Origin of the sequence: Acinetobacter sp. AOR34_HL (assembly GCF_027854795.1) — a bacterium.
Classification (GTDB): Bacteria; Pseudomonadota; Gammaproteobacteria; order Pseudomonadales; family Moraxellaceae; genus Acinetobacter; species Acinetobacter junii.
The window spans coordinates 1-26,361 of record NZ_JAKTID010000027.1 but is presented as its reverse complement, the minus strand read 5'-3'; the positions used below and the strand labels follow the sequence as shown (position 1 = coordinate 26,361).

The window sequence follows — 26,361 nt, the reverse complement described above, 5'->3', positions numbered from 1 at the left end:
GGTAATAAACACTAAAGAGAGGACTAGAAATCAACACTTCTCTTTATCTGTATATCAGAAAGCTAAACTAAACCAGCATGGACTACTTTAATTGCTCGTTCCACAAAAGTTAGCAGCTCACCATCTACAATTTGGACCTGATCAGCAGCAGGGTTTGTGTCATGATGAAATTGGCCAGCATAGCTATTTATTTCATTCAATTCATTGGTAATATTTTGAGCATAAACTAATGGATTAGGATGTTGAGCAGTGTTTATCTGCTGAATGATAGTGCCAAATAAATGACCTTGAGTTATAAGTCCAGGGAATCTTCTGTGCAAATAGCCTTCAAGCATAGGTCTAATTGATCTTGCGACTTCCATACTACTTTGAGCATTACCAGCCTTATATTCCTCTAGTAGCCGATGACTTTTGAAATATGCACTCTCACATTCCTGATCAATATCTATCTGATCAAAATTACTATAACGATTAGTAACGGCTTTCAATGTAAGAAACTTAATGTTATTAGATGGAATATTACTGCGAATCAGATCATCACGTAAGTTCCTCAAAAAATGAATATCATGAGCGATAATCACTAGCTGCTTACTGCTATTGAACAATCTCTTTAATACTGTTCGTGTTTGCTGCTTTCTATTCAAATCAAAACTACACATCGGATCATCAATAATGATAATTTTATTAGCTAGATCAGGAGTAGACTCCGTTGATGCAATGAAAAATGCAAATGCTAAAGTTCTCTTATCACCTTCACTTAGTGATGTTTTAAAGTCTGGAACACCGCCGCTTAATGCAATGTTTGCTCCACGCATTTCCAAAGAGTAGTCACTTCTCAAACCACTGCGATAATTAAAATCGATACTTGGAATGAGAAATTGCGCTCCAAAACTCCGCAGTAGTTGATTAATACGGTCTTTGTAACTATTTAAAGTGGTTTCCATGACTAGATTTAACGCTTCTTTTTTGGCTTGTTTCACACTTTGAGCAGTAGATTCAGCCTGTTTACTAGTGTCAAGTTGATTAAATAAGTCAATAGTATGTGCACTAAAGCGAATTTTTACTAATTCCAATTCTTTAATTTGTTGCTCTAGTAGCCCAATATTCAACCCACCCAAACTTTCCTTGTATTGAGTAATTTGTTGGAGCGCACTATTAATGTTGTCATTGCATGAATTTACAGCGTTGATGATCACCTGCCATTCATCATGAATTTGATTTGACTGCTCCGCGATATCGACTGATTCTAATAAATTACATTCTTTTTGCTGTTTTAAGGTCTCTAATATACATCTAATATTTGAAAGAGCTCCACGGGCTTCTGCTTCATTAAAAATTGGATAGGCGATTTCTAGATGTTCTTGCCAACCACCAATAACAGCGTTAGTTGTTTCACAACGTGTCTTCAATCTGTCAATTATCCCATCCGAGCAGACTTGATTAATTAAGCTCCCTAACCGCGCCACATCAGATTTTAAGCCTCTATACTCTTGATTAAAATAGCTTTGATATGCTTGAATAATCTCGACCCCCTCAAGTGATTGATCGCAAAACGGACAATTATCCGACTCTATATAACCTTGTCCATCACTTATCCATTTCTCCAAACCATTTTTCTGATGCTTATCTAAATGTGCTTTTACTTGTTGTTCAGCAGTCTGGTTAATGTTAGCAATTGAAGTTCCCATAATTTCAATAATGGGATTAATATCAATACTTGGAGATTCAAGTAACTGTGGTAATGCTTTGGCTTGAATCAATACAATATTACGAGCTTCAGCAATTTTGCCATTAAGTTCAATAATCTGCTCATTAGCATCAGGTATATCTTGAAGCTGTCTAAACTGAAGTAAAGTACGTCCCTGATGAATGAGAGCCAACTGGTTAGTTATACTACTAACAACCCCCATGGCACTCCTCAAATCTTGATCAGCTTGATCATATTCTTGTTGAGCAGTAACTGCTGTTGCACCTATAGCAAATTTTAATAAATTTTTCCTTTGATCTGTTGATACTTGCCCTCCTGCATAAACATTCTGCTCAACAAAATCAGAATCAAAAACAAGAATCTCAGGGCGACTAATATCCCAACTACCATTTTTAAATCTTGACCAATTCCCATTTGAAAATTGAAAGTCAACTTCTTGGTTGTTAGTTCCGTCAATCGTACGACGGTTGATTACTAAAGCTGGGTTATTTGTACTGCATGAGCGAAACAATGAGGCTAGCGTTGATTTACCCCTTCCATTATCGGCATATATAAAAGTTGCCTTTTGAAATGCATGTTGGCGTCCATCAGCATCATGCAGCAACCCGACCCCTTTTACTTTATGTATTCTCTCTAACATTTATTATTTACCTTTCTTCATTTTAATTTGCGAATAATGAATTATAGTATCGTATATCGATTGCTCTATATTTTCTATAGCATTGACCATATAAAACTAACATTAAATCAGACTATTATGTTCATAATAGTGAAATTTTGAAATCGATATTCAATTGGAGAAAAGCATTTTGAATGCCATTAAAACTGTATTGAGTTCAAAATCATTAAAGATCATACACAGGAATCGTTCTAAGTTTTTGATTAGGTGCTTTGGTACGAAGTTTTTCATCTAAAGGGTGCTTGACCCATCCATCTTTACCTTGAATTTGGCTGGTAATGGTAAACTGATCATCCCTTTCAGGCAGATGTTTGCTGTTCTTTTCCACAACTTTACCAATGCTGATTCGCCCTAGAATAGGCGGTGTGATGGCTAAACCTTTAATCATGATGATTTCCTCTATACTTTAAATGTGTTGTGTTGTTAGCGGCAATGTAAAAATGACCCCCCAACAGCATTTGAAAATTGCCCCCCTTTGTTAATTTAGCGGTCATCTTGGACTGCTCAACATATCAAAGATCACTCTAGCAAAGATGCTGGCCTTCGCCGGATCAGACAGCAACTGCATCATCTGTTCCTGATGTGCCGCACTACTGCCAAGAATGGCATCATCCATCGCTTTCGGGAAATCACCCAGCATGGCTTGTTCACGGGTATTGTTGGCAATCTGCTTCATCACAATCTCATTTTCCGCCAGCTTGTCACGTACCGTATAGGCATAGTTCAGCATGTCTTTATCGGTTAGGTTATCGGTGATAAAGACATCATTCAGACGCTCAATGATCTGTGACAGGAACTCTTCTTTCTTATCGCGTGGCTTGGCTGCACCGAGGTCATTGCCCGGTTCCAGCTTAAAATCTTCGGCATCTTCTTTCAGCTTGATGTCCTGCTGACGGATCTTGGACAAGCGGTAATGGCTCATACTGACATTACTTAGATCTACCTCATCGTCTTTCGTTGCGGTTTCACGCAGCAATGGACGCAGGTTACGCGCATACAGACTAAGTTTTTCCAGTTCTTTGTCATCGTACTCCACGATCTGTGACATAAACTCGTAAAAACGAGTAAAGCTTCCCAGGTCTTTTTTAAAGATTTCCAGCTTGTCTTTTTCGAGCTTGGCCTCTTTAAAGGCATTGTCGGCATTAGCAATCAGCACCGCATCATTGGTTTTCTTGCAGCGTTCCAGCATGTCACGGGTGGTGTTATAGGCTTCGATGGCCTGACTATAACGTTTCTGCCAGCGTTCAACCGCGGGTTTGCAGATATTACTGATCGCAGCATTGGATTTGTTCTTGGTAAAGAAGGCTTCTACAAACTGTTCAACTTCCGTCCACAGAAAAATCTTGCTGGCTTTCAACTTTTCAAACAGGTCAAAGATCTGATCTGGATTGGAAACATCGGCTAATTCTGCGGTTTGGTAATAGGGCTGGAAGGCTGCCAAAATGTCTTCAGGATCATTGAAGAAGTCCAATACAAAGGTGCCAGATTCCGCCTTGCCCGGATAGGTGCGGTTCAGGCGTGATAAGGTCTGTACGCATTCCACACCGCCAAGTTTCTTGTCGACGTACATGGCACACAGTTTCGGTTGGTCAAAGCCAGTCTGGAACTTGTTGGCCACCAACATCACCTGATAATCATCACTGTCAAAGGCCTTGCGCATTTCCCGACCTTTCAGTCCCGGGTTCATGTTGCGTTCGTTAAAGGTCTGCCCGACTAAGCCACTGCTGTCGGTATCCTTGTCATTAAACTCAACCTCACCAGAGAAGGCGACCATGGCCTGAATGGACTTGTAGCCTTGCTCAGAAACGTATTTGTCAAAGGCCAGCTTGTAACGCACCGCTTCCTTGCGTGAACTGGTCACCACCATGGCTTTGGCCTGTCCACCCAATAAGCCCATCACGTTATTTTTAAAATGCTCGACAATCACTTTCACTTTCTGGGAAATGTTGTGGTCATGCAGGCGTACCCATTGATTCAGCCTGATCTTGGCTTTTTTGGCATCGACTTGTTTGTCAGCTTCTTCAATTTTTTGTTTCAGCTTATACACCACCTTATAGTTGGTGTAGTTTTTCAGCACATCCAGGATAAAGCCTTCTTCAATCGCCTGGCGCATGGAATAGACATGGAAGGCTTCCGGCTTGTTCTGTTTGGATGGCGGTAGCTCAGGATTGGGGACACGGCCAAACAGTTGCAGGGTTTTGTCTTTCGGTGTCGCGGTAAAGGCATAGTAGCTGAGGTTATTACTGCCCTTACGTGCTGCAACCACGGCATCCAGAATATCTTCCGAAGACAATTCAGCATCCTCTTCGCGCTCTTCCAGCATCAACACTTCTTTGAGTTGTCGTGCCGTAGAGCCGCTTTGTGAAGAATGCGCTTCATCGGCAATAACCGCATAACGTCGCTGTTTCAGATTGGTACTGTTTTCAATCGCACGCAACACAAAGGGGAAAGTCTGGATGGTCACAATGATAATCGGCTGTGAGGTTTCCAGTGCCTTGGCCAGTTTTTCCGATTTGGAGCCATCACCCTCTTTGTTATTGATGCGTCCGACCACTCCATCGGCATGTTCAAACTGATAGATGGTATCCTGTAGCTGGGCATCCAGAATGGTACGATCCGTGACCACAATCACCGAATCAAACAGTTTCTGATTGTGTTGATCGTACAGGGTCGAGAGCTGATGTGCTGTCCAGGCAATCGAGTTGGACTTACCTGAACCTGCACTGTGCTGAATCAGGTATTTCTGTCCAGTACCTTCCTCTAAGGCGGCATTGATCAGTTTAGTCACTACATTCCACTGGTGGTAACGCGGGAAGATAAGCAGTTCTTTTTTGTACTTGCGGCCTTCCCAGTCTTCTTTTTCTTCAATTTGCAGATGGACAAAACGTCCAATGATATTCAGCAAATTGTCCGGTGTGAGGACTTCATTCCACAGATAGGCGGTGGCGTACTGATTCTGATCTTCTGGCACATCATTGCCTGCGCCACCGTCATGTGTGCCTTTATTGAATGGCAGGAAGAAAGTATCTTCTCCAGCCAGCTGGGTCGCCATATAGACTTCGTACTGACTCACGGCAAAGTGTACCAATGCGCCACGCTTAAACATTAGCAACGGTTCAGGCTTGTTGGTTTCTGGATCTTTGGGCAAGCGGGTGCGTTTGTACTGCAACATGGCATTCTGCACCGCCTGTTTAAACTCGGACTTGAGTTCCAGAGTAGCAACAGGAAAGCCGTTGATAAACAGGACTAGATCAATACGCCATTTCTTGGCCTGTTTGCCTTTGTCCTGTAACTCGGCAGCGGTGGCATAGGGGCTATAGACCAATTCTGGCACAATGCGGCAGATGTTCTTTTTGTAATTGGCTAAGGTATCGGGATTCAGCGCATGTTCTGGTTTAAACTGACAGAGGAAAAATCGTGCGCTGCGGGTTTTCACTCCGTGACGCAGCACACCTAAAGTGCCATAGCTACGTGACTGTTCATCAGTGGCATTGATGTCGGCTTTCTTCAGCTGGGCAACCACGGCTTCTAGAAAATGCCGATCGGAATCTTGTGGAAAGATGCGCTGAAACTTCTGCCAGTCTTGTGCTTGGGTTTGTTGCACAAAATCTAGTACGTCCTGCTCATACAAGGCAGTTTCACGGTTATAGCCTTGTGGCGTACCGAGTTGCCAGCCCTGAGCCAGCATCTGCTGAATGATGTCGTTCTGGAAAATACTTTCACGGGTGGCGTCTAGACTCATGCGCTTAACTCCGTCTGTGCACCAGCAAGCGTTGGAGCTTGCCAATTACGAACATCAATTTTACCAGTGACAGCGGCTGAGATCAGGGCGGTTCGGCGTTCTTGCATGAGTTTAATAGCACTTTGAGCTTTCTCTACTAAATGATCAAAAGATCGAAGTAAGCCCTCAATTTTTAAAACTATACTTTTTTGTTCTTCTAGAGGTGGAATAACAATTCTTAATGATTTAATTTGCTCACCTGTTATCAAGGGTTGCGCACTTTTATTAGCCATATCATTTAATCGTGCAGCTTTAAGGAGAAAAACTAGATAACTACTATCAAAATCATTCCACTGGCTAATTTTTAATGCATTATCGGTAATCCAACTTTCATAATTGATGAGATGCACATTCCCACAAAGCGCACCAACACGACCAATAGCTAATGCAGATGTAGTATTACTTTTATTTGTAAAGCCCATAATGCCATTCCCACCTATCACAGGTATCCTTTTTGTGAAATCAGGCTCACTTTCAATTTCGCTACTAGATATTCCCTCTCCACTAGCAATATTAATTTTCCATCTTAGATTTAGAATTTTCCAATGCTCCGGCACTTCCCCTAACCATGCCACATCCGAATCTTTCATCGGGACATTCGAATCAAGCCCTTTGGTCACGGCATAGCTAATCACCGCCTGACGTTTTTCTTTCAGCAGTTCAATCAGTTGTTGTTGTTTTTCAATCAGGTGATCGATTTTGGCGGTTTCATGGTCGAGGAAGTTGGCAATTTTCACTTGTTCTGCATATTCAATACTTGGGATAGCAATATTCACCAAATCAGATGAATTAATAGCTGGATAGCTTACACCTACTGAACGAGCCACAACTTCTTTGATAAACCCTTTAGCCCTTAAACAATATGATGCGAAACTTTTATACAAGTATTGATTAGGACGAATAACAGCAAATCCTGTTGAAACGATTAGATTTTCAGGAGGATTGTTAATAGGTGCTATTGCTTCTAAATAGGTGCGAACTGTTGAAACAATCACATCACCATCTCTAACGATACGTCTAGCTCGTGACGGTGCATCCTTAAAAATCATTGTTTCAATTTTAGAAATACCATTAACTGCTGAAACACTACCAATATCAATATATTGAATCTCTGCATCTTTAGCAGTTGTTTCAGGCAAAACCTCATCATTGTAAGTGCATAAATATTTCAAAGGTTTTGAATCCCAATGGCGAGGAATTTCACCTAACCACTCAACACCTGATTTTTTATATTCAGTATATTTTTGATACTTCGCCACTGTATTCACCATTAAGAATGCACCTCTTGTAGCAGCTGCATAATCTCGGCACTCACCGCATCCAAATCCGCATCAATCTCGCTTAAATCACGTGGTGGCTGGTACACGTAGAAATGACGGTTAAACGGAATTTCATAACCCACAATGCCAATCTCGCCATCCTTTTCATCGCGCTTGTCGGCATTGATCCAGGCATCGGCCACATGTGGCTGCACTTCACGTTTAAAATACTCTTCAATCAGCTCTGTGGTACTGACCTTTGGATTCAGTGCGATATTCTCGGCATCACGCAAATCCCCATCCTGCACAAACTCAACAACTTTGCCTTTATAACTAAACTGACCATACAGTGGGTTTTCCGCCTGTTTCAGCACCTTGTTAATCACTGGTTCTGCTTCCGGATTCTTCCAAGTAATGGCATCTAATAGCTGTTTCTTCTCTTTGGCATCCAGCTTTATGTCGGTTTGCTTGAGGGCTTTTTTCAGCACTTCATCAAACTGGTTAAAGTCATCAAACTGCTCAGTGCCAATCACGGCCTGTAACGCTTGGGCTTTTTCCATCAAGGCTTTCTGGAATAACCAGATTTTGCTGTCCAGTACCTCTTTAATGTCTTTTTCTTTTAGCTCAGGGAATTCCGCTTTAATCAGGGCACGGACCTCAAGCGCCACGTCCTGCAACTGACCATAAGTTTCTGCTGTCCATGCTGTACCAAAGGCTGTGCCCAATTGTGCATCGATACTTTGCATCACGGCATTAAACGGTTTCGGGGCAAAGCGTAATGATGCAATCGCGCTATCCGTGATCTGTGCCGATAAACGTAATGGACGTTCAATGGTCACGCGACGGTAGCCAAATTCATGGCTGTCAAAAATCTTGCTGGCGAATGGTTTTTGCTGTTCGGTTTCGCCATCCTGCGCCAAGGTGTCTACCGCCACAAAGTCACCGTAATTTTGGGTAATGGTGGCAATTTCAGCTTCAGTCAGATAGTTACGTTTTGAACCCAGCGACTTACGCATTTTGGTACTGAGGTTTGAGGCATTGATCAGCTGTACCTTGCCTTTACGTTCAGCGGCTTTTTTATTACTGAGTACCCAGATATAGGTGGCAATCCCGGTGTTGTAGAACATATCGTTCGGTAAGGCAATAATGGCTTCCAGCAAGTCGGCTTCTAAAATGTAGCGACGGATCTCACTTTCGCCACTGCCTGCACTGCCAGTAAACAATGGTGAACCATTCAGGATAATCCCGATGCGGCTACCGCTCTCGGTGCTGCTGGCATCACGCATTTTGCTGATCAGGTGCATCAGGAATAATAGTGAACCATCCGATACCCGTGGCAAGCCTGCACCGAAACGGCCATCAAAGCCTTTTTGTTCATGCTCATCCTTGATGTCCTGTTCGATTTTTTTCCAGTCCACGCCAAAGGGTGGATTCGACAGCATGTAATCAAACTGATCGACAGAGAGTTGATCATTCGACAGCGTGTTGCCGAGTTTAATCCGGCTCACGTCCTGGCCTTTGATCAGCATGTCGGCTTTACAGATGGCGTAGGATTCTGGGTTAAGTTCCTGACCAAAGGCACGCATCACGGCATTCGGGTTCAGCTCATGCAGATATTCCATGCCTGAAGACAGGAAGCCACCCGTCCCCGCTGTAGGATCGTAAATGGTGCGGATAATGCCGTCCTTGGTCAGCACGTCATCATCTTCCATAAACACCAGTGCCGTGGTCAGACGTACAATGTCACGCGGGGTAAAGTGTTCCCCTGCGGTTTCATTAGAACCTTCGGCAAAACGACGGATCAGTTCTTCAAACACCAAGCCCATGTCATGATTGGAAATGCTTTTAGGGCTAAGATCGGTTGTTGCAAATTTCTGTACCACTTTATACAGCAGGTTTGCATCATCCAATAAACCGACAAATTCGATAAAATTAAAGTATTCAAAAATCTCGCGGGCATCTTTGGAAAAGCTTTGCACATAAGTGCTCAGGTTCGCTTTAATATCGCTCTGCCCCATTTTACTCAAATCCATGGGCGAGCTATTAAAGAAAGCCAAACCTTGGGTGGCACTCAACAAAAACTTTTCTTGTGCTTCTTCGGGTAGGTTCATCTTGGCGACTTCTTCATGTTTCGCCAACACAGATGCTTTACTGCTTTCTAGCACACACTCCAAACGACGTAATAGCGTGAATGGCAAAATGATGCGGCCATATTGCGATTGTTTGAAGTCACCACGCAGCAGGTCGGCAACCGACCAGATGAAAGAAGCGATTTGCGAAAAGTTATTGTTGGTCATAGTGGCGAATCAATTCCTGAATTCTTATCAGTGATCAGTATCTGGCGACACTTCGGTTGCTAGAGATAATACTGATAATTTTTTAACTGTTGGATAATATTATATTATTTAAAAGCAGATTGTTGATTATTCATTTATTGCATGACAGTTAAGCGACAAATTTTGTCGTCTGGTTTCAGATTTTTCTCATAGAAGGTTCATCCACCATAACGCTACAACCCTGCTTTTGAAAGCCGTGCCTATTTATAAGCCCATCTGCTAAACTAGGCTTACATCACCTTTGTTCAAGGAAATTCCAGAATGCTAAACACTCTCGAACAGAAAAAAAAATATATCCAAGCTACGCGCTTGCAGAATTATCAAGCCAGTTTAAAGCTGGAAGGCATTAACCCGTCCTCAACCGCACCGGCATTAAGTAAAGCTCAGATTCTACAGAAATATAAGAAATTCTCACAGACCTCGGAATCGTGATCAGGCTTCCTTATGGATAAATATGGTGAAATGGGTGACAGCATTTACTGTTACCCCTACTCGGACGTCCTCAAAAACAAACTGAACATTCAGGATGCTAAAATTCTGCAACAGGCAGAACTGGAGTTGACTGAGTATGCCAGCACACGAATTGAGTATGCCGAGCCACCTTACGATCTCAAATACCTGCAATCCATTCACTTTCAGCTCTTTTCAGACCTGTATGCCTGGGCAGGTGAACTAAGACAAGTGGATATTGCCAAAGGCGATACCCGCTTTTGTACCTTCCCCCGTATTGAAATTGAAGCCAATAAGCTCTTCAAGCAACTTGAGCAGCAGCACTATTTTCAAGGTTTAGCCAAACCAGCACTTATCCAAAAAATCGCTGATTTTTATTGTGAAGTCAACGTGATTCACCCATTTCGTGAAGGCAATGGACGCACTCAGCGTATTTTCTTTGAGCATTTACTCGCCCACTGCGGCTATGGCGTACAATGGGATAAAATTGACAATAAAGAAGTTTGGATTCAGGCCAATATTGATGGATTCAACTGCCGGCTAGATGGACTGATCGCTATTTTTGAAGCCTGCATTATCACTCCTGAATAACAAAAAAATGGGTATACGGATTTAATGGTTGATGGGGCACCTTCACCCCATCAATCTGATACCACCCTCAGATGGTTGATAGATCGACTCCGTAGTTGAGTTCCTCTGCGAAGTCCGGCAGTCCGTAACCGATGGTTTTCTTGTAGAAAGGAGAGACCTTCGCAGTCGGTGCCTTCTTCTTGTGCTTCGTGGTGTAGAGCATTCGTGCCCGCATCACCTCGAAGGAGTAACCGCGCCCTTCACGGTTCTTGTCTTTGGCCAGTCGGTTGATGGACTCCGTGTAAGCGTTGGTGACGGGCATGTCCGTCTCGAAGTAGGTCATGGTCTCTTCGCGCCAGTTTCCCACTGCCCTGACCAGATCGCTCCAGACTTCCTTTTGGCCCTTCGGGATGGTGGCTATCCACTCGTCCAGGGCGGCTTCTGCCTGGAGCCGTGTGGTGGCGTCCCAGATGCCGTAGAAGCGCTCCTTGTGCTCGTAGGCGGCCAGCAGTTGCGGGAACGCGCCTGTCCAGGTCTCCATGATGAGGCGCTCCCGGTCTGAGACTTCGTGAGCACGTTTCAGCAGGATTTTCCGGTCTCCCTTGAGAGTCCGGCTCTGGGACGGTTTCAGCTCCTTTCTGAGGTCCTTGCGCACTCTCTCTAGGGCATCGTTGGCCATGCGCACCACATGGAACTTATCGACCACGATACGGGCCTGGGGCAGCACAGCCTTGACCGCTGCCCGGTAGGGGTTCCACATGTCCATGCTGACGATCTCGACCTTCTGCCGGTCTTTCAGCTTCATCAGGTAGTTGGTCACCACGTCCTGGCGGCGGGTGGCCAGCAGGTCGAGCAGGGTTCGCTCCTCAATGTTGGTCAGAATGCAGCGGTAGCGCTTGTTCAGGTATAGCTCGTCAATGCCCAGGATGCGGGGCGTCTCGAAGCGGTGCCAGCGCCCCAGCAACTCGGCGCGGGCGTTGAAGATGTCGCGCACCGTCTTCTCGTCCAGGCCGGTCTGTGCCGCCACAAAGGTGTAGGGGTGGTTGAAGGATTCCTTCTCCACGTACTCATGCAGCCGCAGTGTCATACGGAATCCGTCCACCATCTCCGGTAGCTGGGGCCTGAATGTTGTCTTGCAGGCCCGGCAGGTGTATCGGCGGCGGACCACCCAGAGAGTGACCCGCTTGCCGTGGATGGGCAGATCACGATAGGGAACGTCACGCTTGCCGAACCGTACGAACTCACCCTGCACGCCGCATTCCTCGCAGGCGATGGGATCGGGCACGTCCACCTGGAAGTGCATTTCGTCGTCGGTTGATTTGCAGCCCAGTACTTGGTATTGCGGCAGGTGAAGGATGTTGTCGGGAAGTTCGGTCATGGTGTTGTATAGGCGTAGGTGTCAGTCAGATCCATCCGACTCGGCATTGGTGTTTGCTTTTTTACCCAACAAGCTGCTGGAAACTAAAAGTAAGGCACCGAGGACAATTGCAATATCAGCCAGGTTGAAGGCCGGCCAATGCCAGTCTCGCCAATAGAAATCAAAGGAATCCACAACATAGCCGCGAAAGACCCGGTCAATCAGGTTGCCCATGGCGCCACCGAGGATAAGACTGTAAGCGATGGCTTCTCCTTTATGACGATTTTCAAGGATCAGCTTGATCAGAAAAATCGAGACCACTACCGCGATTCCGATAAAAAAGTAGCGCTGCCAGCCTCCACCATTCGCAAAAAGACTGAACGCGGCACCGGTATTCCATACGTGTACCCAGTTAAAGAATGAGGTCACTGAAATAGACTCGCCATATGCCATTGATTGTTGCACCAGCCATTTTACGGCCTGATCAGACGCTGCCAGCAGGCCCGATATGGACAATAGGGCATACGGCGAGAGCTTTTTGCCAATAATGAGCATTATTTAACCCTTCAACGCCAAAATGCGTCTAGCACCGTTAAGTACAATTACCCCCACGATGGTGCCGATAATCAGATCCGGATAATTGGACCCGGTCCACGCGACCAGAGCGCCGGCGGTGATGACCCCCAGGTTGATCACCACGTCGTTGGCCGAGAATATCCAGCTTGCCTTCATGTGCGCCCCGCCCTCCCGATGTTTGGATATGAGCAGCAGACAGGCAGTATTGGCAATCAATGCGACGAAGGCGATCGCCATCATCATCAGCGATTCAGGCTCACTACCGAAAACAAAGCGTCGCACTACCTCGACGAGTACGCCCACAGCCAAGATCAGTTGCAGTACACCAGCAAGATGCGCGGCACGTACCTGCATTTTCGCACTGCGCCCTACGGCATAGAGAGCCAGGCCATAGACGGCTGCATCGGCAAACATATCCAGGGAATCAGCGATCAGGCCGGTAGACTGGGCGATCAGACCGGCAGTCATTTCCACCACGAACATGATCGCATTGATACCGAGCAACACGCGCAGAGTGCCTGACTCCTGCGTAGCAGAGACTGCCGAGCTCTCAGCGGCCTTGATCGTCTCTGGGTCGGCAATGACGGTTTCCTGAAGCGAGGCGCCTAGCCCCAAGGTCGCCAGTTTCGCGGTAATGGGCTCAGCCTCGCCGTCATGCACGACCTTCAACCGGCGGTTCGACAAGTCGAAGGACAGTGCCCGAATCCCCTCAACGCCGTTCAGGGCCAGGCGAATCATGCGCTCTTCTGATGGACAGTCCATCTTCGGCACGGCATAAACACTGACCCATTCCCCCGACGCATCGGAGGAGGCCTGCATATCGGTATCCGCCGCAGGCCTTGCATGGTCGCCACAGGGGCCTCCGCAGTTTTTGTTTTTACTCATGATATGACTCCACTTGAATGTGATCGGGTTTTCATTTAAAACTATATAGTAGCTATAATGTCAATAGCGTAGAGAATCCGTTGCGGAGGAACCCGATGCGTATTGGTCAGTTGGCACAGTCAGTAGGGGTAGATACACAGACGATCCGCTTCTACGAACGGCAGGGCTTGTTGCCGCCGCCTGGTCGGCAGGAGAACGGTTACCGTGTCTATACCGAGAAACACGTTGAGCGGCTGGCCTTTATTCGTCGCTGCCGCATCCTGGATCTGTCACTGGCAGAAATTCACGAACTAAAGCGCTATCAGGACGACCCTCATCAGTCCTGTACCGCTGTCAATGCCTTGCTCGATGATCACATCTCTCATGTGCGCTCGCAGATAACCGCTCTACAGGCGCTTGAGAAACAACTCGTTTCACTAAGAGCGCGTTGCAACGATGACCGGGAAGTTAAGGCGTGTGGGGTTCTTGCTGGAATTAGCGAGGGAAGCATGCATCAGCAGTAGGTTGGAGTGCCAACCAGATAATCCGATGAGATGCCGGTTTGCCTCACTCTCATGCAAAGGTAAGATCAACCATTTAATCCGCTTACCCAAAAAAATTAAGGGAGCCAAAGCTCCCTTCAATTAGTGACTAGCCAACTTGTTCAGAATCCATTAATTGACTTACCAAGCTGACTAGATAATTCAACTGTGCTCAATTCACAGCTCTAACACTCTGCTGCAACCCCTGCTGAATCTCCTGCACATAGCTCAATTGCGCTGAATGCTCTGTATCTACAGCACTGTCACTGTGTGGATAAAATTCCTCCAGCAATTCCATCCCCTCCTCTGCATGCACCTCAAACTTGGCATTGGCAAAACCCTGCCGTGCAATCTGATCTAATGCCGCCTGATCAAACCCTGCCTGTTTCCCCTGTTGGTCAATCTCCTTGGCTGTCTGAATTGCTGTTTGCAAATCCACGCCTTCCCGTAACGTTAAATCCACGTAATACACAGGCTGACGGTAACTTTGAGTGGTACTTTTTCCACGCAACATGAGCTGCAATGGTAAACACGACAACAAACCACCTGATGCTGCATGGTAGTAATTCAAACGTGCTGCCAAAGTGCGAATGCTGTTAAAACCAGTGGTTCTGAAAATAAAAGTCCCAAACTCATCGGCTTCACCTAAATTGACATGCAGGCGTGCATAAGGCTTGCAATGCCCGCCTTGTCCAAGTGGGCATAAGTCGGGTGATGGACAAGGATGTTGCTCTACACCTTGTGATGTCATACGCTGACACGTCTGACCATTCCCCACACAAATCGGGCGTCCTGTCTGACGGTCAAATAAACTGTATTCCGCTCGTAGATTGAGTTCAGGATCATTAAAGATCATACGGACTGGGATTGAACGGAGTTTTTGATTGGGTGCTTGACTACGCAATTGCTCATCCAAGGGGTGTTTGATCCAACCGTCCTTCCCCTGTATTTGACTGGTAATGGTGAACTGATCGTCTTTCTCAGGCAGACGCTTGCCATTTTTTTCGACAACTTTGCCGATACTGATTCGCCCTAAAATAGGCGGTGTAATGGCTAGACCTTTAATCATGTTGAAATTCCTCTGTCGTTGATATGTTTAGATGTGTTGTACTGTTTGCTTAAAATAAAATCGGCATAAAAAATCCCGTGCAGGACTGCACGGGATTTCAGATTTCTTCTTGCTGAGTGATTAACTCTAAGTTTTGAGCTAATCGTGATAAATGTTGAAACGACGACTGCCTGCTTTCTGCAATGGGTACTGTTGGATGAGTTCAGGTTGGTGCTGAAGTAAGGATTTGATGTCCAGGCTAATACTATCCTTGCTCTTCTTCCATGTCACTGAACCTTGCTGAAATACGGCACGTTCATGTTCCTGCATCAGTGCCTGAACTCGGTGTTTGAGTAGATCAAACTGGCTTTGGTGTTGTTCAATCTGCTGTTTTTCCTTTATCAGCTGATCAAACAGTTCGTTGGCAAGTTCCACCTCCGTTAGATCAACACAGCTCAGTGGGGTATGTGAAGGATAGAGCTGTTGTAAAGCTTTGGCTGCCGATTCACTGGCATCCACTGCTGGTGGAACGTCATTTTCAACACATTCCCAAAATAATCGTTCTGCCTGAATGATTTGTTCAATCAGGGCTTCGTTACGACTGACTTTGTAGATTTTGGTTTCCTGTCCACACAGCAAAACACAAATATGTGCCGCTTGTTTGCCTGTAACGGCCAGTTGATGTTGTACCTGACATAGCACGTATAAGGGCACACCATCTCGCCACAGTTTGGCACCATATTCTCCTGCGGTTTTACATTCTAGGATTTGCACGTCTTCATTGCCCACCACGGCATAATCCAGGTTTGCCAACATAAAGGCTTTGTCAGGATCAGGATGCTGTAACACCGCATTGACCCGGCGGACTTTATGGTTGGTGTGCATGCTGTAGTATTCTGCGACCAAGGGTTCCAATTGCTTGCCCCAATATAAAGGTGCGTGTCCTGAGCTTTCATCTTCAATATTTTGCTGTACCCGTCCTGTTTTAATCATCCACAGTTCTAGCATCGACATATAAGGATTTAAGCCACAGGCAGCTGCGGCATCACTGCTGCCTATTCCCTGTTTACGCACTTCCAGCCATGCCTGATAGTCCAATTGTTTGGTGTTGATCAGACGTTTGGCATTTAAACTACGTTTTGAACCTGATTGACTTTGTTTAAGCTTGTCATTGGCTACAGTTGGTAAATACTGAGATTGAGACGTTACTGTTGGGTTTATAATCTGATTCATGGATTTATCCTTCTATCATTGATTTTAAAACGGCATAAAAAAAGCCACATCCGAAGATGTGGCAAAGAGGGATCGTTAATGAGGAGGACACATGATCGTGCTGATCAGATGCTCTAATGATAAAGTCTAAAGATTAAATCAAGCTTAAGCGGCTAAATGTAAAGCCTGCTCCAATCCCCGTTGTTTCAATGCTGCCCCTGCACCAAACCAAGCAGAGTCAAGGCGGTGATCAGTACTCATCGCACGACGTTCATGATCTACAAATTCGGTGATTGCACAAAGTAATCCATAGGCGGTGTCTTTGGCTGAAGATAAGTCTGCTCCACGTCCCTGCCCATTAAACATATTCATGACTTTGGTCATGGCACGTCCATTCGGTTCAGTTTTATTGGGTTGTGGATTGGCTTGAGACGCGACATTACGGTAGTACTGAATAATGTTATCCTCCTGTTCCATCGCACTTAGGCTATTGTTGTTAAATACCGCATCAAAATAAGCCGCTGCTTCTTTCTGCGTGACTTTACGCTGGGTGAGTTGTTTCATTTCATACATGTGGTCGTACCATGTTTTCACTGAAATACCAAGTTGATCTTTGACTTTATCAGCATCAAACTTGGTACTGTGGGGTACTTTGACCACGCCTGCATTGGAACTCTGTCCACGCAAGGCAATGGCTAAAGTGTTGTTACACACCACACGGATATTGGTGAATTGTGCTGTGGTCGCCAACGTACCGTCACATGCGGTTGCTAGCAGAATATAGCCATTGCTGACATCCCCACCTTTCAATTCTGCTGTTTGGCCTGTACGTGCCAAGGCCCAGAACTTTTTCCCACCTTTTAAGACACCCGCAGTTTCCAACTCAAACCCCGATTGTTCGGTCAGGTCACGGTAGAACTCCAGAATTTCCATCGGTTGGACTTCTTGATAACGCTGACTCACCACCGATAAAGGCGCATGAGTATCTGAACGGTACAATACCCGCTGTTCCTCATACGGCATGATGATGCTTTGTCCACGTGAGTTTTGAGCCATGTAGCTGACATTGGATGATTCAATGCGCCAGTCCATACCTGCTTGCTTGGCCCAGACTTCAATCGGTTGGTTTTGGCTAAGTTGATTGCCCAGACCATGCCACGGGGTTTGTCCGACATACGCCATTTGTTCAAGTTGATGTGCCATTTTGATTATTCCTCAAATAAAAGTGAAAGATGTAAAGATGCAGAAATGTGCTGTAAGGGTTTAAACAATCCATCTATTCAAAGATGTAACCGTGTAAAGTCAGAGATGCGATTACGGCACCCATGCAAACGCTTGTTGGCAATCCAAACAGAGATACTGCTCGGCATTGCTGTAAAATTTTTCATAGCAGTACTGACTGACAATAACCAATACACCACCCACCACAACACCGATGGCTGCGCCTGTAAAAGGCGGGAATCCTGCCTTTTTGGCAAGCTGCATGCCGAACAGCGCCATCTGTGTCGGTGAAATACAGCGTTGCAGTTGTTCGAAATAGTTGGCGTTTGCATGACTTGAATCAGTCTGTCTGACATGGGTGGACTGACAATAGGGGCATTGAATTAAGGACATTGAATATTCCTTGTTAAATGAATTGGGTACGAAAAGCTGAATTGAGGGCATAAAAAAACCGTGCCCATTGAGGACACGGTTTGATTTGGTGTTTCATCTAAATTTAAATGCTGTGTTTTAACATTTAGAATGCAAGACGGTTATTGAAAGCTATAGCTTGCAGTGCCTTTATCTGTTTCGACATCAACCTGCACCACATTACTGTAGCTACAGTCTGTTAATTTTAGTCTTAAACGTTGCCCCATCTTAAAATGCTGCGGATATTCCAATGATCGACGATAGCCTTCATAACGACATTGTCCATGATTGACAGAAACATGGCTGACATCGATAGGCTCTGCAATATTGGAACGGATGGTCAATACCGTAGCGGATTGATTTTGGGCATACCAGTTACTGGTATCAATTACATCGAGTTCGACCGTAAACGTGTTTGGATCAAGACCTGCATTACAGCCACTCAACATGATGCCTGTCGTTGTAGTCACTGCGAGGAGTAAGGGTTTTAAAAGTTGCTTCATCTAGTTCATCCTTAGCAGTAGTTATAGCTCACGCCATAATCGCCTGTATTTAAATCAATGCTGGCCAAATGGATTTCACAGTCTGTGCCGTTATCAAATTTATAAACGTAGTAGCGATTACCCGCTTGCTCCGACTCCAGTGCGCCATGTTCTTGCAAGCTAAAGTCTTGCACTGATTTGCCTGTATCTTTTGCAGCTTTGGCAAAGATATAGCGTTGATACTTGTCTATATTATCCTGCTCAAATTCAGGCAGTTCATCATAAGGCAGCATCGACAGTAAGGTATCCACAGCCTTAAGGTTTTGATCAAACTCAAAACTCAGCAGCTCAGGCTCATGATCTGATGGACTCAGACTTTTGCTTCCCGTGGTCAATTCTTTGACATCAATCCCATCCACTTCTGCTGCTGCAATCTCAGTGGATACTGCTTCTGAATTGGCAGATTCTAAAGGTTGTGCAGAGCTGACCTCAGAAGTACTGGCTGGAACCATTTTTTCAGTTACATGTTTGGGGCTAAAGAAGTAGAAGCCTGCGATGCTGATCAAGGTCAGGGCTAAGATTGCTGCCAAGCCCAATATGGTTTTTTGGGTCATTTGAATGTTCCCCTCATTTAGTTGGGCACAGTGACTTGACCATTCTGCGCATTAAAGTGAACAAAGCGTGGACAACCACCTTGAAAGTTCACCGTAAAATTACGCCAACCACGGTTGCCAGGATTGGTTTTATAAAGACATTGATAAACCCCACCGCCTGTATGACGTGCTTGAACAAGGTAGGATTCACTGGCTTGTGCAAACCAGCCTGCCTGCGCCAATGAGGCGCCTGCAAGTAGTGATGAAATCAGGGTCGTTTTTAGGAAAGTTTTAAACATCATCATTTTCTCTTTTTTATAGGCATCACTGGTCTTGGTCTTAATCAGACACAGTGTTCCCCATGTCATAAATATTGGAATGAATATCTATGTTTTTTTGAAGTGTTATAGACGATAAAGCACACAAATCTACGCCCCTCAAAACAGCATGAGAGATTCATCTTCATATCGGTAATATGTAATTGAAAAAGTTTTATTCTTAGAAAGTGATCGACACAGCAATGCATGAAATACACAGCATCAGGTCACATTACCCCTGTGGTGTAGATCGGGCACACATAAAAAAGAGAAATATAAAAGACAGTATTGATGTAAGCGCATGGCGTACTCCTTTGTTTTAAAAGAATCCTGCCAAATCACTGTCAATTGATGGTGGCAGAACGAAAGAGGGTTGACAGACTGGTAACAAAGAAACCAGCACGCGCAAGCGCGTCCCCCCTCCGCCCTACCGCAAAGAAGGGGGACGAACGGGTCCACAACATGCAAAATCAGATTTCACATATTGTCTTTGTTAATGGGTCTGTCAAAACCCGCTGACGATGTAGGTCAGCAGACTAAGGATAATCTGCACGCTGTAGAGCGTCAAGCAAGCTAAATAGATGGGGAGTGAAAATATTTATAATTAAAAAATGTTTGAATAAGAATTTAGTTAGATTTAAATACAGCTTATTAAACTATATTCCTTAATCTTCCACATACCACCAAAAGAAATCAATCCAATCCAAAATTTGATGAGGGGTAGGTTGAGGGGTAAAAACACAGACAAAAAATAAGCCCTTGCAAATACAAGGGCTTATCTTAAAATTTGGCGGAAGCGGTGAGATTCGAACTCACGGAGGACTCACACCCTCGTCGGTTTTCAAGACCGGTGCATTAAACCGCTCTGCCACGCTTCCATGTGCGTAAGAATACAAAGCTTGATTCCTTTATTCAAGAAAAATTTAACTGCAATGTATTCAAATGCATAATGTTTCATCAATTATCAAAGTTTTGCTGCTAATTCAGCACCATCACGAATCGCACGTTTTGCATCAAGCTCAGCAGCAAGCTTTGCACCACCAATAATATGATAATTAGCAAAGGTATTCTCACCTTCTTTTGGCATCAAATCTTTTACAGATTCTTGACCAGCACATACCACGATCGTATCAACACGCAATAACTGATCATGACCATTATGCTCGATCCACAATCCTTCATCAGTCACAGATTTATATTGAACGCCTCTTAACATACGTACTGCATGTTTTTTGAGTTGTGCTCGATGAACCCAACCAGATGTTTTACCTAAACCGATACCTAGAGGTGTCGTTTTACGTTGTAATAAATAAATTTGACGAACTGGCATTTCCACTTCAGGACGTTGAGTTCCACCTTCAGAAATATAGTCTGGATTTGGATCAACACCCCATTCACGCTGCCATTCAGCTAAAGGTTGTGGTTGAGGCTGATGCGGTGGCTTTAACAAAAATTCTGACACATCGAAACCAATACCACCCGCGCCAATAACTGCGACTTTATGCCCAACTTCAGCGCCTCTTAAAACTTCAGCATAAGATAAAACTTGTGAAGCAGTACTGCCCTGAATTTTTAAAGCACGAGGAACAACACCTGTTGCCACGATAACTTCATCAAAACCTTCACGTTCAAGTTGTTCACGATTTACGCGAGTGTTCAAACGTAAATCAACTCCAGTTTGTTTAAGTTGAACTTTAAAGTAACGAATCGTCTCATGGAATTCTTCTTTTCCTGGGACAACTTTCGCTAAGTTAAATTGACCACCAACATCATCACTTGCTTCAAACAACGTCACTGCATGACCACGACTTGCAGCGACTGTAGCTGCTGACATTCCAGCAACACCACCACCTACCACAGCAATACGTTTTGGTTTTTTAGTTTTAATATAAACCAATTCAGTTTCATAACACGCTTGTGGATTAACTAAACAACTCACACGTTGATTTTTAAACGCATGATCTAAACATGCTTGGTTACAGGCGATACAGGTATTAATCTCATCTACACGATTGGTTGCAGTTTTATTTACCCAGTATGGATCAGCTAAAAATGGTCTTGCCATTTGCACCATATCTGCTTTACCTGAAGCAATAATTTCTTCTGCAACATCAGGCATATTAATACGGTTTGAAGCAATGATTGGAACAGAAACATGCTGTTTAACATGAGCAGTATAGTCTACAAATGCAGCACGAGGCACAGAAGTGACAATCGTTGGGATACGTGCTTCATGCCAGCCAATCCCTGTATTTAATAAAGTCACGCCTGCTTTTTCAAGTGCCTTTGCTACTACGATCACTTCCTGCATTGTATTTCCGTCATGCACGAGATCCAGCATGGATAAACGGAAGCAGATAATGAACTTCTCACCCACTTTGGCACGGATTGCTTTTACAATTTCCACAGGAAAACGCATACGGTTTTCAATATCACCACCCCAGCGATCGGTGCGCTTGTTCACGTGGCTGCTAAGGAATTGGTTGATTAAATATCCCTCTGAACCCATGATTTCAACACCGTCATACCCTGCTTTTTTAGCTAGGCTTGCACAGCGTGCATAGTCATCAATTGTAGCCAGAATTTGTGAATCTGACATTTGACGTGGTTTAAATGGGTTAATTGGTGCTTGAATTGGCGAAGAAGAAACTGAAAATGGATGATATCCATAACGACCAGAATGCAAAATCTGCATAAGAATTTTTGAACCATGCTTATGCACAGCGTGAGTAACAAGACGATGATGAGGAATATCCACCAAGCTATTCATCGTACCACCCGCTGGCAATAACCAACCTTGACGGTTTGGAGAAATACCACCAGTGATAATAAGACCAACGCCCCCTTTTGCACGCTCACCAAAATAAGCTGCAAGTTTAGGATAGTTAAAAAAACGGTCTTCTAAACCAGAGTGCATTGAACCCATCACAACACGGTTTTTAATGGTCGTAAAACCCAAATGTAATGGTTTTAAGATATTTGCATAGCTAGTCATGGTATTCCTTCTATATTTATTGGTTTTGCAACTTGTTGCATAGTACTTTAACTGAATTTTTATACGTGTTTATGACTTTTTTTAAGAAAATGCTGACACTAAAGTCAAAACAAATGTAACCGTTATGATTTACATCTTAAAAATTCAATATTCCACATGAAAGCGCACATAATTTTTCTGCTTAGTTTTTCTTTGAGGAAAACAAGCTCAATGAAAAGTGTTACAATAGCTCTGATTTTTTATTCTCAAGACCACCTATTCGGGGTCTTTACTAATAAACGTTAGGACAAGCAATGACTGATAATGCAACTATCTTGCAGCACGTACCTGTAGGCAAAAAAGTTGGGATTGCCTTTTCTGGTGGTCTCGATACTTCAGCAGCTTTATTGTGGATGAAGCAAAAAGGTGCGGAACCTTATGCTTATACAGCAAACTTAGGTCAACCTGATGAAGATGACTATGATGCTATTCCAAAGAAAGCTGAACAATACGGTGCAGTCAAAGCTCGATTAATCGATTGTCGTTTACAACTTGCTCTTGAAGGTATTGCTGCAATTCAATGTGGTGCCTTCCATATTAGCACTGGCGGAGTACCATATTTCAACACAACACCTTTAGGTCGTGCAGTAACAGGTACTATGCTTGTGACAGCAATGAAAGAAGATGATGTGAACATCTGGGGTGATGGTTCTACTTATAAAGGTAACGATATTGAACGTTTCTATCGTTATGGTTTATTGACCAATCCAGCTCTAAAAATCTACAAACCGTGGTTAGACCAAACCTTTATTGATGAGTTAGGCGGTCGTGCGGAAATGTCACAGTTCCTCATCGACAACGGTTTTGACTATAAAATGTCAAAGGAAAAAGCGTATTCAACTGACTCTAATATGTTGGGTGCTACTCACGAAGCTAAGGATTTAGAATACCTCAATGCAGGTATCAAGATCGTAGACCCAATTATGGGCGTTGCTTTCTGGAAAGAAGATGTAAAAATTGATGCAGAAGAAGTATCAATTACTTTTGAAGAAGGTTTCCCTGTTGCATTAAATGGCCAGCGTATTGAAGATCCTGTTGAGCTGATCTTAGAAGCTAACCGTATCGGTGGTCGTCATGGTCTTGGTATGTCTGACCAAATTGAAAACCGTATCATCGAAGCAAAATCTCGTGGTATTTATGAAGCGCCTGGTATGGCTCTATTGCATATCGCTTATGAGCGCTTAGTTACAGGTATTCATAACGAAGACACGATTGAACAATATCGTATCAACGGTTTACGTTTAGGTCGTCTACTTTACCAAGGTCGTTGGTTCGATTCTCAAGCGCTTATGCTTCGTGAAACAGCACAACGTTGGGTAGCTAAAGCGATTACTGGTACTGTCACTTTAGAATTACGTCGTGGTAATGATTACACGATTATGAATACCGAATCTCCTAACCTCACTTATGAAGCTGAGCGTTTAACAATGGAGAAAGGTGATTCAATGTTTACACCAATGGATCGTATCGGTCAGTTAACGATGCGTAACCTCGACATTACCGATACACGTGCAAAACTTGGTATCTACACAGAAACAGGTTTACTTGCTGTTGGTCAAGGTTCTGCAATTCCTCAATTGGAAAGCAAATCAAAGTAAGCGATTGATAAGTAAATTATCTTACAGAAAAGGCTGAATATAATATTCAGCCTTTTTTAATAACTCAATAAAGATCCTTAATAAACAATCATTCCATAAATAGAACAATATGTCGCAATTAAAGACTATTTATAACCATTATGAATCGATATTATTACTTTCAAGCAAAACATAAGAATTAGGAGATGAAAGATGAATGCTTATCTACATCGTAGTGAAAATCGCGGTCATGTAAAAGCTGGCTGGTTAGATACTTACCATAGTTTCTCATTTGGTAGCTGGTACAATCCGAAATACATGGGTGTGAGTGCATTACGTGTAATTAATGACGATACGATTGCAGCACATAATGGTTTTGGTACGCATCCGCATGACAATATGGAAATTCTAACCTGTGTACTAGATGGCACCATTTCTCATAAAGATAGTATGGGTAATGAAGGTCAAATTAATGCAGGTGAATGGCAATTAATGAGTGCGGGTACAGGTGTAACCCATAGTGAAATGAATAAGCATGATAAAGCAGTACATCTATTACAGATTTGGATTCAACCAAATGTTCAAAATGCTGCACCAACTTATCAGCAAATTCAGCTCAACCCAAAGGATCATCCTAACCAATGGCATCTAATCGCAGGCGATGAATCTGCACCAATGTTGATTCGTCAAAATGCTGAAGTAAAAACAGCTGTACTTGAGAAGGATCAACAATTAGAAATCACAGCAACGAAAAAAGTGAACTATGTTCACGTGGTTTCTGGTGAAGTTATGATTGCTGATCATCATGTAAAAGCTGGCGATGCTTTACTATTTGATGAGACTGCAACAATCAAGGGGCTTGAAGATGCCCAAATGATTTGGTTTGACCTACCATAAGTCGAAGTTTAACTCGTATCTCTCCCTCTGAGGTACGAGTTTTTTTAATCATGATTACTACTATCACAACTGTTAGTATCCGAATTTGATTCATCACTAGAACGACATTCATCAGAATGCCGATCGTCATGTTCCTGATATGAATTAGATGCGGAAGTTGTTGAAGAATATGAGTGACTATAATCAGCATTATCCTGTATAGACTTAACTTTCTTCGCTAATAAGATTAAGAAAACCAAACCAATAGTAAAGACTAAAATAATCAATATCAGCACCACAATCCCCTATTGCTACTCTAATTTTTGTTCCCAAATATAGCTTAGATTTTCTTTTAAAAATTGGCATTAAAAAAGCCCGATTAACGGGCTTTTCTACAACCTTGAACATTTTTAAAAACAATCAAAATTGTTTCGTTCGTTGTTAGCTGTGTATTCAGGTTGTCATATCTTTGTTCATTTAGGAAAGATTTCTCTTTAATCCTAAATAGTATATGACTTCCTTGTTGATTAAATTATCACCAATACTAATCTCGGTCAAGTAGCATAAAATGACAAAATTTAGGGTTAAATGCCTTGCAATTTTAACTAAGCGTAATCATAGGGTAATCCTCCCATAAATAAACGAAGTTAAAAGTAGAGGTTAAGCAGCCATTAGAGGTGGCTTTCCTTTGTTAGCTTGATGTGGTCTTTCATGGTTGTAATGCCACAACCAGTTTGTTGCATAATCTTGTACTTCATCCAAAGTATCAAATAAATGCTTGCTCAGCCAACTATAACGTATGGTCCGATTATAGCGTTCAATATACGCATTCTGCTGTGGCTTACCCGGTTGAATATATTCAATACGAATACCGTGCTCAGTAGCCCAGCGCACAAATTCGTGACTGATAAATTCGGGACCATTATCGCATCGGATCACTAACGGTTTTTCTCTCCACTCCAGCAATTGATTCAACGTACGAATAACCCTGATTGTGGGCAATGAGAACCCTGCTTCAATGGCTAGGCCTTCGCGGCGGTAATCATCAATCACATTCAATAATCGAAACTTGCGACCATCGGAAAGCTGATCATGCATAAAATCTAATGACCAAACCTGATTTTCTCGGATTGGTTCTTTCAATGGTTCAGGCGCATGCCGTTTTAGTCTTCTTCTCGGTTTAATACGCAGATTCAGTGCCAACTCACAGTAAATGCGGTAAACCCGCTTGTGATTCCAGCAGCAACTCTCAACATGCCGTAAATACGAGAAGCACAAACCAAAGCCCCAATCGGAATTTTCCTCAGTGAGTTCAATGAGCTGTTCAGCAATGAGTGCATTGTCATCGCTGAGTTTGGCTTGATAGCGGTAGCAGGTTTCACTAATGCCAAATGCTTTACAAGCCAAACGAATACTAATGGCATGCTGGGCAACTGCCTGTTGTGCCATCTTACGCCGGCAAGATGGC

Annotated in this window: 21 protein-coding genes, 1 tRNA gene and 1 pseudogene; 5 read left to right on the top strand and 18 right to left on the bottom strand. The window is 43.7% G+C overall.

The features are described 5' to 3' along the window. Positions 1–62: 62 nt before the first annotated feature. From MKL32_RS03525 to MKL32_RS03505, 5 genes and pseudogenes are all read right to left on the bottom strand, one after another. On the bottom strand, positions 63–2,348 hold the full coding sequence (locus MKL32_RS03525) for an AAA family ATPase (RefSeq protein ID WP_042053823.1): 2,286 nt from the start codon (positions 2,346–2,348) through the stop codon (positions 63–65). Between the two features lie 189 nt (positions 2,349–2,537). Next, a pseudogene (locus MKL32_RS03520) lies at positions 2,538–2,775 on the bottom strand (recombination directionality factor); the annotation flags it as partial. A gap of 102 nt (positions 2,776–2,877) precedes the next feature. Continuing rightward, positions 2,878–6,129 carry a type I restriction endonuclease subunit R gene (locus MKL32_RS03515; RefSeq protein WP_270900177.1) on the bottom strand — a complete coding sequence of 1,084 codons (3,252 nt, stop codon included), beginning with the start codon at positions 6,127–6,129 and terminating at the stop codon, positions 2,878–2,880. Continuing rightward, positions 6,126–7,439: a restriction endonuclease subunit S gene (locus MKL32_RS03510; protein WP_270900176.1), complete on the bottom strand. Its 1,314-nt coding sequence runs from the start codon at positions 7,437–7,439 to the stop codon at positions 6,126–6,128. The genes MKL32_RS03515 and MKL32_RS03510 overlap by 4 nt, the downstream gene beginning before the upstream one ends. Beyond that, entirely contained in the window at positions 7,439–9,724 is a 2,286-nt protein-coding gene (locus tag MKL32_RS03505) for a type I restriction-modification system subunit M (RefSeq protein WP_270900175.1), read from the bottom strand. The genes MKL32_RS03510 and MKL32_RS03505 overlap by 1 nt, the downstream gene beginning before the upstream one ends. Positions 9,725–10,024: 300 nt before the next feature. Here MKL32_RS03505 and MKL32_RS03500 point away from each other — a divergent pair, with 300 nt between their 5' ends. Then, positions 10,025–10,195 (top strand): YhfG family protein, encoded by a 171-nt coding sequence (locus MKL32_RS03500; RefSeq protein WP_000935322.1) that lies wholly within the window; start codon positions 10,025–10,027, stop codon positions 10,193–10,195. 12 nt (positions 10,196–10,207) lie between these two features. Continuing rightward, complete coding sequence (locus tag MKL32_RS03495; RefSeq protein WP_270900174.1) at positions 10,208–10,804, top strand: putative adenosine monophosphate-protein transferase Fic; 597 nt, start codon at positions 10,208–10,210, stop codon at positions 10,802–10,804. Positions 10,805–10,871: 67 nt separating this feature from the next. Here the strand turns inward: MKL32_RS03495 and MKL32_RS03490 are convergent, their stop codons facing one another. From MKL32_RS03490 to MKL32_RS03480, 3 genes are read right to left on the bottom strand one after another with little or no spacing between them, the layout of a single operon-like run. Then, a complete protein-coding gene (locus tag MKL32_RS03490; RefSeq protein ID WP_000137810.1) occupies positions 10,872–12,161 on the bottom strand; it encodes an ISL3-like element ISPpu12 family transposase in 1,290 nt (429 codons plus the stop codon). 21 nt (positions 12,162–12,182) lie between these two features. Then, positions 12,183–12,695: a signal peptidase II gene (gene lspA, locus MKL32_RS03485; RefSeq protein ID WP_000905420.1), complete on the bottom strand. Its 513-nt coding sequence runs from the start codon at positions 12,693–12,695 to the stop codon at positions 12,183–12,185. A 3-nt stretch (positions 12,696–12,698) separates the two neighbouring features. Then, positions 12,699–13,601: a cation transporter gene (locus MKL32_RS03480; RefSeq protein ID WP_270900173.1), complete on the bottom strand. Its 903-nt coding sequence runs from the start codon at positions 13,599–13,601 to the stop codon at positions 12,699–12,701. Between the two features lie 95 nt (positions 13,602–13,696). Here MKL32_RS03480 and cadR point away from each other — a divergent pair, with 95 nt between their 5' ends. Beyond that, positions 13,697–14,104, top strand: a complete 408-nt coding sequence (cadR, locus tag MKL32_RS03475; RefSeq protein ID WP_001219642.1) for a Cd(II)/Pb(II)-responsive transcriptional regulator — start codon at positions 13,697–13,699, stop codon at positions 14,102–14,104. 190 nt (positions 14,105–14,294) lie between these two features. Here the strand turns inward: cadR and MKL32_RS03470 are convergent, their stop codons facing one another. From MKL32_RS03470 to MKL32_RS03430, 9 genes are all read right to left on the bottom strand, one after another. Beyond that, a complete protein-coding gene (locus MKL32_RS03470; RefSeq protein WP_049590865.1) occupies positions 14,295–15,191 on the bottom strand; it encodes a recombination directionality factor in 897 nt (298 codons plus the stop codon). Positions 15,192–15,329: 138 nt separating this feature from the next. Next, positions 15,330–16,403 carry a YqaJ viral recombinase family nuclease gene (locus tag MKL32_RS03465; RefSeq protein ID WP_270900172.1) on the bottom strand — a complete coding sequence of 358 codons (1,074 nt, stop codon included), beginning with the start codon at positions 16,401–16,403 and terminating at the stop codon, positions 15,330–15,332. 144 nt (positions 16,404–16,547) lie between these two features. Next, positions 16,548–17,585, bottom strand: a complete 1,038-nt coding sequence (locus tag MKL32_RS03460) for a DUF932 domain-containing protein (RefSeq protein ID WP_270900171.1) — start codon at positions 17,583–17,585, stop codon at positions 16,548–16,550. A 111-nt stretch (positions 17,586–17,696) separates the two neighbouring features. Then, a complete protein-coding gene (locus tag MKL32_RS03455) occupies positions 17,697–17,996 on the bottom strand; it encodes a hypothetical protein (protein ID WP_004988544.1) in 300 nt (99 codons plus the stop codon). Positions 17,997–18,136: 140 nt separating this feature from the next. Next, a complete protein-coding gene (locus MKL32_RS03450; protein ID WP_004960803.1) occupies positions 18,137–18,517 on the bottom strand; it encodes a hypothetical protein in 381 nt (126 codons plus the stop codon). 11 nt (positions 18,518–18,528) lie between these two features. Further along, positions 18,529–19,110, bottom strand: a complete 582-nt coding sequence (locus tag MKL32_RS03445) for a hypothetical protein (protein WP_049174360.1) — start codon at positions 19,108–19,110, stop codon at positions 18,529–18,531. A gap of 17 nt (positions 19,111–19,127) precedes the next feature. Further along, positions 19,128–19,388, bottom strand: coding sequence for a hypothetical protein (locus tag MKL32_RS03440; protein WP_002058491.1), 261 nt, complete (start codon positions 19,386–19,388; stop codon positions 19,128–19,130). Positions 19,389–20,194: 806 nt separating this feature from the next. Further along, positions 20,195–20,284: transfer RNA gene (locus MKL32_RS03435), tRNA-Ser, on the bottom strand. Positions 20,285–20,370: 86 nt separating this feature from the next. Then, the gene (locus tag MKL32_RS03430) at positions 20,371–22,401 is read right to left on the bottom strand and encodes an NADPH-dependent 2,4-dienoyl-CoA reductase (protein WP_042893696.1); all 2,031 of its coding nucleotides are present in this window, start codon (positions 22,399–22,401) and stop codon (positions 20,371–20,373) included. Between the two features lie 293 nt (positions 22,402–22,694). On the opposite strand from MKL32_RS03430, the gene argG reads away from it, so the two are divergent. Further along, entirely contained in the window at positions 22,695–24,038 is a 1,344-nt protein-coding gene (gene argG, locus MKL32_RS03425) for an argininosuccinate synthase (protein ID WP_004913003.1), read from the top strand. Between the two features lie 192 nt (positions 24,039–24,230). Further along, complete coding sequence (locus MKL32_RS03420) at positions 24,231–24,914, top strand: pirin family protein (RefSeq protein ID WP_004959403.1); 684 nt, start codon at positions 24,231–24,233, stop codon at positions 24,912–24,914. Positions 24,915–25,553: 639 nt separating this feature from the next. Here the strand turns inward: MKL32_RS03420 and MKL32_RS03410 are convergent. After that, the coding region (locus MKL32_RS03410; RefSeq protein ID WP_270900170.1) for an IS3 family transposase at positions 25,554–26,361 on the bottom strand (808 nt) is incomplete at its 5' end.